Origin of the sequence: Aestuariirhabdus haliotis (assembly GCF_023509475.1) — a bacterium.
Classification (GTDB): domain Bacteria; phylum Pseudomonadota; class Gammaproteobacteria; order Pseudomonadales; family Aestuariirhabdaceae; genus Aestuariirhabdus; species Aestuariirhabdus haliotis.
Genome location: NZ_JAKSDZ010000071.1, coordinates 1 through 11,347, shown reverse-complemented (window position 1 = coordinate 11,347; position 11,347 = coordinate 1). Strand labels below are relative to the sequence as shown.

13 protein-coding genes are annotated in these 11,347 nt (G+C 50.6%); 8 read left to right on the top strand and 5 right to left on the bottom strand.

Annotation, left to right across the window (positions count from 1 at the left end; all coding sequences use genetic code 11):
* Positions 1-135: 135 nt before the first annotated feature.
* The gene (locus MIB40_RS18860) at positions 136-360 is read left to right on the top strand and encodes a hypothetical protein (RefSeq protein ID WP_249697057.1); all 225 of its coding nucleotides are present in this window, start codon (positions 136-138) and stop codon (positions 358-360) included.
* Between the two features lie 2 nt (positions 361-362).
* On the top strand, positions 363-869 hold the full coding sequence (locus MIB40_RS18855; protein WP_249697056.1) for a hypothetical protein: 507 nt from the start codon (positions 363-365) through the stop codon (positions 867-869).
* Positions 870-1,064: 195 nt separating this feature from the next.
* Here MIB40_RS18855 and MIB40_RS18850 read toward each other — a convergent pair whose 3' ends face one another.
* Positions 1,065-1,583: a hypothetical protein gene (locus tag MIB40_RS18850; RefSeq protein WP_249697055.1), complete on the bottom strand. Its 519-nt coding sequence runs from the start codon at positions 1,581-1,583 to the stop codon at positions 1,065-1,067.
* Between the two features lie 461 nt (positions 1,584-2,044).
* Complete coding sequence (yghU, locus tag MIB40_RS18845) at positions 2,045-2,899, bottom strand: glutathione-dependent disulfide-bond oxidoreductase (RefSeq protein WP_249697054.1); 855 nt, start codon at positions 2,897-2,899, stop codon at positions 2,045-2,047.
* Positions 2,900-3,345: 446 nt separating this feature from the next.
* Between yghU and phhA the strand changes: the two genes are divergently transcribed.
* The 4 genes from phhA to MIB40_RS18825 all read left to right on the top strand — a co-directional run bounded on the left by phhA (position 3,346) and on the right by MIB40_RS18825 (position 5,871).
* Entirely contained in the window at positions 3,346-4,146 is an 801-nt protein-coding gene (gene phhA / locus MIB40_RS18840) for a phenylalanine 4-monooxygenase (protein WP_249697053.1), read from the top strand.
* A gap of 65 nt (positions 4,147-4,211) precedes the next feature.
* Positions 4,212-4,550 carry a 4a-hydroxytetrahydrobiopterin dehydratase gene (locus tag MIB40_RS18835; protein ID WP_249697052.1) on the top strand — a complete coding sequence of 113 codons (339 nt, stop codon included), beginning with the start codon at positions 4,212-4,214 and terminating at the stop codon, positions 4,548-4,550.
* A gap of 86 nt (positions 4,551-4,636) precedes the next feature.
* Complete coding sequence (locus MIB40_RS18830) at positions 4,637-5,110, top strand: GNAT family N-acetyltransferase (protein WP_249697051.1); 474 nt, start codon at positions 4,637-4,639, stop codon at positions 5,108-5,110.
* Between the two features lie 128 nt (positions 5,111-5,238).
* Positions 5,239-5,871, top strand: coding sequence for a MarC family protein (locus MIB40_RS18825; RefSeq protein ID WP_249697050.1), 633 nt, complete (start codon positions 5,239-5,241; stop codon positions 5,869-5,871).
* 17 nt (positions 5,872-5,888) lie between these two features.
* On the opposite strand, the gene MIB40_RS18820 is transcribed toward MIB40_RS18825, so the two are convergent.
* Entirely contained in the window at positions 5,889-7,151 is a 1,263-nt protein-coding gene (locus MIB40_RS18820; protein WP_249697049.1) for a Zn-dependent hydrolase, read from the bottom strand.
* Between the two features lie 56 nt (positions 7,152-7,207).
* Positions 7,208-7,921, bottom strand: a complete 714-nt coding sequence (locus MIB40_RS18815) for an NUDIX hydrolase (RefSeq protein WP_249697048.1) — start codon at positions 7,919-7,921, stop codon at positions 7,208-7,210.
* 248 nt (positions 7,922-8,169) lie between these two features.
* Here MIB40_RS18815 and MIB40_RS18810 point away from each other — a divergent pair, with 248 nt between their 5' ends.
* Both MIB40_RS18810 and MIB40_RS18805 read left to right on the top strand, forming a co-directional pair.
* Positions 8,170-9,192: an SPFH domain-containing protein gene (locus MIB40_RS18810; protein ID WP_249697047.1), complete on the top strand. Its 1,023-nt coding sequence runs from the start codon at positions 8,170-8,172 to the stop codon at positions 9,190-9,192.
* Positions 9,189-10,109 carry a diacylglycerol kinase catalytic domain-containing protein gene (locus MIB40_RS18805; protein ID WP_249697046.1) on the top strand — a complete coding sequence of 307 codons (921 nt, stop codon included), beginning with the start codon at positions 9,189-9,191 and terminating at the stop codon, positions 10,107-10,109. Before MIB40_RS18810 ends, MIB40_RS18805 begins: the two co-directional genes overlap by 4 nt.
* Positions 10,110-10,132: 23 nt before the next feature.
* Here MIB40_RS18805 and MIB40_RS18800 read toward each other — a convergent pair whose 3' ends face one another.
* Complete coding sequence (locus MIB40_RS18800; RefSeq protein ID WP_249697045.1) at positions 10,133-11,026, bottom strand: alpha/beta fold hydrolase; 894 nt, start codon at positions 11,024-11,026, stop codon at positions 10,133-10,135.
* Between the last annotated feature and the right edge of the window lie 321 nt (positions 11,027-11,347).

Here is an 11,347-nt window from a genome sequence, read left to right as displayed (position 1 = left end):
GTCTACACCTAGTGTTTGAATATTCATGATGATTCGCCTCTTGGGTTTCGTCACCTTCAGCCTAGTTTAGGGTGGGAGGCGAGTCATCTTATTAGCCCTGACCCCGAAGTCTTTTGTGAGTATAGAAACGGTGATTTGTCGCAGGGAAATTTCATTTATCGCTCTGGGGCTAATGCGGCTGTTATTGCTCTTGCTGTTTATGGGAGCGGTGGCACAGCTGCAGTGGTTGGTATCGCCGCATACAGCGCAGAAAAATTTTATGAACTAGCAGGGAAAGGGATTAACTCTCTTAATAGAAATATGACAGTTGAAAAAATATATGAAGGCGTGTCTGGTGATTTTTATGAAGGTCCATTTTAGTCGTGAAGAAATTTCATATAGGATTTGGTAATCACTTTATACAGTCATGGCATATCCTAATTCATGCTACAGTTTTTTTCCTTTTTCCTTGGTATTTTAAACTCCAGTATGGTGATGAAAGTGTGGATTTTGCTTACAAAGCTGCATTGTATGCTTTTTTAATAGTATTTATCCCTCACATGATATTGCATTTACGTTATTGGTGGATAAATCATGGAATGGCAATAGAGTTTAAAAAAAACACCATTTCCCTATCATTACGAGACAGGAATTTTGATTTTAAATATAGCGATATTGAATTCGTAGAGCTTGTTGAATCTAATGCGAGTGCAAACAATACATTGCAGTGGTTCCCGTGGGACAGTTATAGCTATGCAAAATTATGCTTAAGTAGTGGTGAGGTTGTTGTGGTGACTAGCTTGCTTGTCCCTCATTTGAAGATTCCATTTAAATTGCCTAGGACGAAGTTAGTCAAAGCAACTTTTTGTTGGCCCAGCAAGCTAAAGTGAAACAATGCAACCATGAGCAAAATTAAAGGGGTCAGAGTGAACCTGCTACAGTTTAACGGATACTTTTAATCAGCAGAGTCAACGGAATCAGAGCCCTTTAAACCTAAAAAAGCCCGCAGCGCGGGCTTTTTTAATGGTCGATTGGTAAAGCTTGCTAAGGTGAATTAACCGGGATAGCCGTGGCTCTGACCCCTGTTAGGAAATCAGCGCCGCCAGTCTCGGTTCCATTTCGCTCATGCGGGATGAGCCTTCGGGGTTTTGGCGAATGGTTTCGCGCCAGGTGTCGAACAGGCCCTGAAGTTCACCGATGCTCTGGCAGGCTTCGATTTCGGCGATAAAGGCGTCACCGGTAAAGCCGATAAAGGTGCGTGTGGTATTGACCATAAAGTTACGGGCCAGCTCCAGGCGTTCGTTGTCGTCTTTGGGTTTCGGGCCTTCGGACGGAGCCGACTTACCAAAGGAAAACCCGAATCCGGATTTGGTTTGCTCTTTCTCAAGTGGCGTAATGAAGCCTTCATTGAGCAAATGCTCCAGCGAGCTTTGGGTGCCGTCACCAGGAAACAGGTTGACCAGGTCATCGGTATCCCGCTTGCCATCGACCATTATCAATACCTGTCGCACCCGCGCCGGAAGGCCGTGCATGCGCTGTTCGACGGCTTCGATGCCTTTTGGGGTTTTTACGCACAGCGGAATGCTGACTACTGCATCGTTCATTGTATGATCTCCTGCGGGTACCTTGCCGGTGTCGAATGGGTCCAAATGTTGGGCCGCCTCGCCTTTACCGAATTTATTGTTGTAATTCGTCTAAAAAGAATAAAAACATCGGATAAAAGATGTCTACTTTTTAATCGCAGTGCCAAAAAACCAGAAGGGGCTAGAGACCAATAGAAGTCCCTGTAACCCCTATGGTTATTGTGCTGTAGCCCAATGCATGGATTAGAAGAACACTGAAGGTAGATCGCAAAAATGGTGTTCCTGGCGTCTTTCAGGTTGAAATGTGTCACTGAAATGGCGTATTACAGTGGCGAAATGTCGCAATATTCAATTGTCTAGCCCGGTACATAAGCCGGTTTGGGGGCGACGGGCCTGTGGTGGATCACCCCTCAGTCTCTGGTTTAGTGTTTTGAGAGTGAGGGGGCGTTAGGGTTGGCGAAGTGTGCTTGAGGTTGTCGGTATCAGGCTTTTGGGGCGTTCAATACAGCGTCGATATCCGCTGCACTATGCCGCTCCTTGAGCTGACCGGATTCGCCCCAGACCCGATTCACCAGTTTGCCACGAATCACCGCCGGGCGGGCATTGATCTGCTTGGCCCAGCGCTGAACATGCTGGTAGCTGGTGACATCGAGGAACTCGCCGGCGTCATAGAGCTTGCCCAGCGCCAGTGCCCCGTACCAGGACCAGATCGCGATATCGGCAATGCTGTACTCGCCGCCGGCGATAAACTCATGCTCGGCGAGTTCTCGGTCGAGCACATCCAGTTGGCGTTTGGTTTCCATCGCGAAACGGTCGATGGGATACTGGAATTTTTCCGGAGCGTAGGCGTAAAAGTGACCAAAGCCTCCCCCCAGATAGGGCGCACTGCCCATTTGCCAGAATAACCAGTTCATGACCTGGGCACGGCTGTTGGCGTCGGTCGGCAGGAAGGCACCAAACTTTTCGGCCAGGTAAAACAGGATAGAGCCGGACTCGAACAAGCGAATGTCGGCCTCACGATCGTACAGGGCGGGAATTTTACTGTTGGGGTTGATCTCGACAAAGCCGCTGCCAAACTGTTCGCCCTCGCTGATATCGATGATCCAGGCATCGTACTCGGCTTCGTTGAACCCTGCGGCCAGTAGCTCTTCCAGCATCACCGTTACCTTGACTCCGTTAGGCGTGGCAAGGGAATGCAACTGCAGGTTGTGTTCACCCTGGGGCAGAGGCTTGTCGTGGGTAGCGCCGGCAATGGGTCGGTTGATGTTGGCAAATTTACCGCCGCTTTGCTGGTCCCAGGTCCAGACCTTGGGTGGTGTGTAGTTGTGATCGCTCATAAAAGATCTCTCGGCAGGGGTAATTAAAGTTAGCCATAGGTAACACTTCCTATCAGGGCCTGCAAGTTGCGACGGCGCTCCGGTTATGATCGGGGACAGAAAGACGAGTCAGAAAAGCAGAGATCGTTATAGATGAAAGCCAATCATAAAGTTGGAAGTGTGGTTGTTTGCCAAAGGGTAATCTGGCTGTGTTGATAAGTGACTAAAGAGAAAATGTTTGGACTGAGCGGCCGAAGGTTTGTCGGCAGTGGACATTCTGTGATAGAAAACAGGGCTACCGAGAAAACCGGTAAGCTTTGACAATATAATGTCATAACAAACCGGGGCGTTATTCAAATAAATGACTCACAAGTCAATGAGCAGCGCCGTAAAATGTAAGGTTTCACAAGGACCTGCATTGCAGTCATATAATTACAATTAGACGACTTACACAGGAGGCTACTGTCATGGCCAAGGGTACAGGATACCTCGCACGACAAGCCGATGAACAAGGCTATATAGACTATCCCTCGTCAGAGCATCAAATCTGGCACAAATTGATCACTCATCAGAAAAAACTGTTACCCGGCAAGGCCTGCGATGAATACATTGCAGGGCTCAAGCTATTGGCTCTGCCCGAGGACCAGATTCCACAATTGCCGAGCATCGACGCCATACTGCAACCGGCCACAGGTTGGCGTGTTGCCCAGGTAGCGGCATTGATCTCTTTCGATAAATTCTTTTCCTTGCTGGCCAATAAAGAGTTCCCGGTGGCAACCTTTATTCGCTCGCAAGAGGAGCTGGAGTATCTGCAGGAGCCGGATATTTTTCACGAAATTTACGGCCATTGTCCGCTGCTAACCAATGAGGCGTTTGCGCATTTTACTCACCAATATGGGCAGTTGGGAGCGAAAGCCAGCAAAGAGGACCGTGTCTATCTGGCTCGATTGTATTGGTTTACCGTCGAGTTTGGTTTGTTGAGACATAAGGAGGACCTGCGTATTTACGGCGGTGGTATTTTGTCGTCGCCCGGTGAAACCGAGCTGGCTCTGCAAGGCGACAAGGTGGAGCATCGCGCATTTGATATTGTTGACCTGATGCGAACTCCCTACCGCATCGATATTATGCAGCCCATCTATTATGTTATTGATGGTATCGACCAGCTCTTTGAGATCGCCAATATGGATATTATGGGAGCCGTTAAAAATGCCAAACGACTGGGACTTTTTGAACCTACCTTTCCGCCCAGGGAACAGCAAACAGGATAAAATAATCCGGTTTGTTGAACTGATTACGATAGAAAACTACCGACCAATATCAGGAAAAAAACTTTATGAGTACTCTAACCGAACAAAAATGTGAAGCTTGTCGTGCAGGCGCTCCGGAAGTTAGTGAAGCAGAATTGGCGCAGTTAATAAAAGAGATTCCGGACTGGAATATCGAAACTCGCGATGGCGTTATGCAGCTGGAAAAAGTTTACAGTTTTCGTAATTTCAAACAGGCGATGGCATTTTCCAATCAGGTTTTTGAGTTGGCAGAGGCCGAGGGGCATCATCCGGGCGTGCTGACCGAGTGGGGTAAGGTGACAGTGACCTGGTGGACCCATGCCATCAATGGTTTGCACAAAAACGATCTGATCTGTGCGGCAAAAACCGATCAACTGTCTGCATAAGTTGAGTCATTATTGACTCTTGAGTTCAAGGGCTGGAGTCTATCTTCTGGCCCTTTTTTATCGATGTTTTTTCAATAGGTGCGTCTATGGTTCGCTGGCAGTGGTCTTCCTACTCTAGCCTTTCGCGGGATGAAATTTACCAAATACTGAAGTTGCGCCAGCAGGTGTTTGTGGTTGAACAAAACTGTGTCTACCTGGACGCCGACGGTCTGGACGATCAGGCCTGGCACCTGATGGCATGGCGTGATTCCGACCGGGGTGCTGAGTTGGTAGCTTATTTACGGGTGTTGTTTCCTGGCGTCAATTACGCCGAGCCATCCCTTGGGCGTGTGGTGACAGCGCCGAGTGCGCGTGGAGGGGGGCTGGGTAAACAGCTGACCGAGGCGGCGATCGAGCATACCCTGAAGGAATACCCCCGAAGCAATATTCGTATTTCAGCGCAGCAGTATCTGATCGAGTTTTATCGCAGTTTCGGCTTCGAGGCCGTTTCGGAACCCTACGATGAAGACGGTATTCCCCATATTGAAATGCTACGACGCGCCGAGGGTGATGCCCGGTAAGTGAGGCTTTGATGCATCGATGCGGATGCGTTCTATCTTGTGGTCTATTCTATTGATAAGGGTCGGTATGCGGTCAGTGCAATAGTGCTACCGTGCCGGCTTTCTGATCAACTCTCGAGAGTAACGCAATGAGTTTTGAAGCCCTTGTTACCTTTGCTGCTGCCATGTTCACCATTTTGAACCCTATCGGGGCCAGTGCGGTGTTTGCCGGCATGGTTATCGGTCGCTCGGAAACGGAGCGGCGTTCAATCATTGTCAACTGTACCTTGGCGATTGCGATCATTTTGCTGGTGACGCTTTGGGGCGGAGAGCTGGTGCTGGGCTTCTTTGGTGTGTCGGTTCCCAGTCTGGAAGTGGCCGGATCGTTGATTATTGGCATGATTGCCATCTCTATGTTGAACAGTCAGCAAAGTGAAATTCACTCGGTTGACGCTGGTTCCAGCGCGCCCGTCTCCAAACCTTCAATTGCTTTTGTGCCTCTGGCGATGCCAATGATCGCGGGCCCTGGTGCAATCGCCACCATCATTGTTAATACCCAGCGCTACCATAATCTTGAAAGTAATATTCAGATGTCACTGGTCTGTATCGGTATGGCCATTGTCGTGGGTGGATGTTTGTCCTCGGTTTCGGCGATTACCCGGCTGCTGGGGGAATCGGGCATGGAGATCATCACCAAATTTATGGGTATGATTCTGCTCGCGATAGCGGTGGGAATGGGAACAGGTGGTCTCAAGCAGCTGATGCCTGGCTTGGGAGGCTAAGGCCCATTACGCCAGCATCAGGCTTGGTTGGCCATCTTGAGCATCGCATGCAGCAGCACATTGGCGCCGGCTTCCAGGTCTTCCGTAGAGGCGTTTTCCGCTTCGTTATGGGACAGGCCGCCTTCGCAGGGAATAAAGATCATACTGGTGGGCGCGACTCGGGAAATATATACCGAGTCATGCCCGGCGCCGGATACCATCTCCTTGTTGCTATAGCCCAGTGCGCAGACCGCACCCCTGACCGCTTCGATGCATTCAGTGTTAAACGCGACCGCCGGAGAGCGCCATTCGTCGTCAATCTTATAGTCGAGTTGTTTTTCTGCCGTGGCCGATTCAACAATTGATCTGAACGTCTGATCCATAGCGTCTAGCACGCTTTGGTCGGGATGACGCAGATCTACCGCCAGGGTGATCGACTCAGGCACCGTATTGCGGCTCCCGGGGTTGGCGGAAATATCACCGAAGGTAACTCGTCCCCAGGGGGCATATTGGTCGGCTAACCGGTAGAGCCGGGTGAGTATATCGGGTAACGCCATAAAGGGATCTTTGCGCATTTCCATCGGGGTTGGACCCGCGTGGCAAGGCTGTCCGAACAGCGTCAGGTCGTACCAGTGCATGCCCTGTACGCCGGTCAGGACGCCGATCTGTAAACCTTCATCTTCCAATATGGGGCCTTGTTCAATATGCACCTCAAAAGCGGCCTTCAGCGGACGATGGGTTGCGGGTTCGCTGCCCAGATAGCCGATGCGTTGCAGTTCATCGAAAAAGCTCAAGCCCTCTTTATCCTGACGTGAATAGGCGTAGTCCAGATCAAATTCACCGCACCAGACGCCGGAACCCAGCATGGCCGGGGAAAAACGTGAGCCTTCCTCATTGGTCCATACCGCGATCTCCAGTGGGGCCAGGGTTGTCAGGTTGGCGTCGTTAAGGCTGCGAATCACTTCCAGCCCGGCGAGTACGCCATAGACGCCATCGAACTTGCCGCCGGTGGGCTGGGTATCCAGGTGTGAACCGGTCAAAACCGGGGGCAGGCTATTGTCGATGCCGGGTCGCCGGGCAAAAATATTCCCAACAGTATCGATACTCATGGTGCAACCGGCGTCCAGGCACCAGCGAATAAAAAGATCTCGCCCCTGTTTATCGACATCGGTAAAAGTCTGGCGGTTGCAGCCGCCTTTATCGGTGCCGCCGATTTGTGCCATCTCCATCAGGGATTGCCATAAGCGATCGCCTTGAACCCGAATGTTACGGGTTACCGCGGTGTTTGTATTATTGTTCATATTCTCCTCGCTTGGATTGGCAAAGCCCTATGCAGGCAGTGAGAGCAACAGGTGAACTAGAGTTCGAGATTGCGCAGGAAAAAATGCTCAGCGGCACCGGGTTTCATGCGGTACAGTGTCGCCGGTCGTCCTCCCTCGGCACGTTTTTTTCCAGTATCGATCAATAATTCCGCCTGCTCGATACGGCGCCGAAAAGATTTTTTTTGCAAAGGTTTACCAATCAGTGCCTCATGTACTTGTTGCAGTGCGGGTAACGTAAAATGTTCGGGCAAGGTATAGGCTGGCACGATGGAGTAGAGTGCTTTTTGCCGCAGGCGTTCGCGCGCGCAAAGAATCAGCTGTTCGTGATCGAAGGCCAGTTTGAGTTGAGGCAATTCCTGCAAAGGCACCCATCGGGTATCGGACACGGATTCCGCCAGTGCGCTGCAATCCTGGTAAGCCACAAGAGCGGTGTAAGCGATGGTGACGGACCAGCCACGCTTGTCGCGCTTGTTGCTACCAAAGCTGGCCAGTTGCTCGATATAGGGGATACGAACACCGGTTTTCTCATACAGCTTGCGTTGCACTGCGACATCCAGATCGGTATCGGCCTGTTCGTCGATAAAGCCGCCAGGGAGAGCCCATTTGCCGCGCTCAGGGTGGTTGGCGCGCTGGATCAACAGCACCTTGAGGCATTCATCCTGGTAAGTGAATAGCGCGGCATCTACCGTAACCAGTGGTGAGCTATAGCTGTTCTTATCGTAGTCTCGTAGAAAATCACGTTCGTTCATAAGGCATTCCAGGCGGTGCAATGTCATCGATCTTAGCTTTGAGCAAAGGCTTTCACAATCACTTTGTGTCGAAAGGACTTTTTTGTTGACATCAATAGGGTCTATAAGTCACTATTGACTAAAGGTGTCATAAAGACACTAAGTGTGAATAAGCTGATCAATGTTGTTTGTCGTTGGGGTATCGGTCATGGCAGAGCCTAAACGGTGATCGACAGGTTTAGTCGCCAATATGGTTAAGGAGAAGTGTCATGTTTGGAATTAAGTATTTTAAAGCGGACTCATCTACCTATGTGGTCAAGAGTGTTGACGGTCAGGTGAGGCGAAAGGGCAAAGGGTTGAGCTTTTTCTATAACGCGGCTACCACCTCGATTGCCGCTATTCCGGTCAATGCCCAAGATGTTCCCTATATCTTTAATCTGCAAACCGCAGACTTTCAGTCCGTGAAGGTGCAAGGGCAAGTTACCTATCAAATTGTTGATGCGGATAAGGTGACGGAAATGTTGAATTTTAACCTGGGCAAAGATGGGATCAGCTACGTTTCAGAAGACCCGTTGAAGTTAAGCGATCGTGTGGTGCGCAGTATACAAACACTGGTCCAGACTCGAGTTCAGGCCGAGACGTTACGTAATACCCTGGGTATGAGTCAGCGATTGGTGGAGTTGATTCGCAGCCGTTTAACCGATGCTGCCTTTTTGCAGGCGACCGGGCTTGGCGTTTCGGATGTTGCCATCAGCGCCATATCACCAACGCCGGAAACGGCGCGTGCGTTAGAGGCTGAGGCTAGGGAGGCGATACTTAAACAAGCGGATGACGCAATATACGCTCGGCGTAAATCAGCCGTAGAGCAGGAGTTCACCATCAAAGAAGCTGAACTCGAAACCGAACTATCTGTGCAGCAAAAAGAACAAGAGATTGCTGAGTCTCGTCTGGCTAACGAACGAGAAATTTTGCGCGGCCAGACCGCCACCGAGCGAGAGCGTCTACAGGCGAAAATCGATGCCGAAAATCAACGCAACAGCCTGGTTAGTCTGAGTGTTTCCAATCAGAAGATGGAAGCGGAGGCCGAAGCCTATAGCATTAGCACGCGCATGAAGGCGTTCAAAGAATTGCCGGTGGACAACCTCAAAGCCTTGGCGCTGGCCAATATGCAGCCCGAGCAAATGATGGCGATGGCGTTTGATTCCCTGGCACAAAATGCTGGCAAAATTGGTGAATTAAATATCGCACCGGATATGTTCAATCAGCTGGCGCGTAAGGTGAAAGGCTCATGAGCGCACAGGATGTCCGCTTTGTGTTGGTCAGCCGCAAAACGCGGCTGCAGGAGTTGATTGAGCGTTTTAATACCTGGCCTCAGGCGAAGTTTTATCTGGAACACAATCAGGTCGATGCGCAGGATTATTTGCAAGAGCACGATCACTACCAGCGGCAATTGCTAGAAGCGGAAAAAGTATTGAAACTGCTGGGTCGTTTTCAGTTGTTAGAGCGTAGTTTTCTGCCCAATTATCAATTTAGTCACAACGATATACTGGTGGTGGTTGGTCAGGATGGCTTGGTGGCCAATACGCTAAAATATCTGGAGGGACAGCCGGTGATTGCCATTAATCCAGACCCCAGTCGTTGGGATGGCAAGTTGCTGCCGTTCGAAATGGCTGAGTTGTCATCGGTGGTGCGGAAAATTCTGGATTGCAAGGCCGATAGTAAGTCCATCACCTTTGCTGAAGCTACTACCAACGATGGTCAGCGCATGTTGGCGGTCAATGATATTTTTATTGGTCCACAGAGCCATACATCGGCGCGCTATCGTATCGAGTGGAATGGCCGCGCCGAGCTTCAATCCTCGTCGGGGATTATTGTTTCAACGGGCTTTGGTTCCAGTGGTTGGTTTCAATCCGTTGTAGCGGGAGCGTTGGCTGTTTCCGGCTTGCACAAGCATAGTTTGCAAGGCGGTTTTGCCTGGAATGAAAGGCGTCTGCAGTTCAGTGTACGCGAGCCTTTTCCCAGTCAGAACACTGGGGTTGAGCTGGTATTTGGCGCGATTGAAGGGCAGACCAAGTTGTATTTGGAATCCCATATGCCGGAGCATGGCGTGATATTTTCGGATGGCATCGAAACTGACTACTTGCCATTTAATGCCGGCACCATAGTATCGGTAGGTGTCGCGGATAAACAAGGGCAGTTGATTTGCTAATAAAGTTTTCGGGCCGCACCGATTTAGTTAGAGCGGCCCAGGTGTGAGTTGTCCTGGTGCTCAGCAAACCAATCAATTGCAGCCTTGGCCAGGAGGGCGGGTTGTTCCTGGGGAATCCAGTGACCGCACTGTTCTATTTTCAGATACCGCCATTCGGCATCGACATAGCGTTCGGATTGACACATTTGTGCTTCCGTAAGGTATGGATCCTGGTCACTCCATACGCCGAGAGTCGGACGACTGCAGCGTGGCCAGCGACTCAATAAAATGGGTAACAGGTTGGCGCGATACCAGTTCAGCGCGGCGGTCAGTCGTCCGGCACGTTGCATGGGAGGTAGCACTTTCGAGAGATCCTGTTGTTCTCGCAGCCAACGCTTAAAGCCTCCGCCGCGCAGCAGATACCATTCGGTCAGTTTGGGAAATTGAAACCAGAGGGTGTACAGACCCTTGCTGATTTTTTGTTCCAGCCCGGCGCGGCCGTAGCAGGTCGGGTGGCCGACGGAAACCGCGACCAGTGATTGCACGCGATCGGGATAGAAACAGGCCAGACACCAGCCAATTACCGAGCCCCAATCGTGTCCCATTACCTGAATGGGTTGATGAATATCGAGCTGGTCGAGCAGGGCGGGAATATCATCGACTATCTGCTGGATGCGGTAATGGATTTTGCCGATCGGTGCGTCGGTATCGCCAAAACCTCGCTGGTCAAAAGCAATGACGCGATAGCCGGCGGCCAGCAAATACGGTGTGATCGGTTCCCAGATTGTTAGTGAATCAGGGAAGCCGTGCAGTAGAAGAATCGGCTTGCCTTGCCCTTGATCAACCACATTAAAATGTAAACCGCGCACAGCAAGCTTTTGAGGGCGGGAGGTCGCTTGTCCATGGCTCTGGGCTTTATCAGTCAAGTCATTGCTCATGAAATGTTCCGGTTGGGCGTTCAGGCAAACAGGATGAATGGTTCCTCGATTAGAGCATAAACTTCCGGTGCTGCCTAAGGCACCTCTGATTAATTCAGATGAACTCTGGCTTTCAGGCGAATCCAGAATCGCGGCACGTCTTTGCAGTAAGGTCCAGACGCCTTCAAAAAGGCGTAACAAAGAGTCTGGGTTCGCCTGAAAGCCCCGTAGGGCAGTCCTAAAATGTTTTTTCTCGGTGTTGAAGCCCTTGTTCAGGTCTCGACATGAACGGCGAGCTTCGCCTTGATAAAAACCATTTTAGGATCCGCAGAGATCTATCCG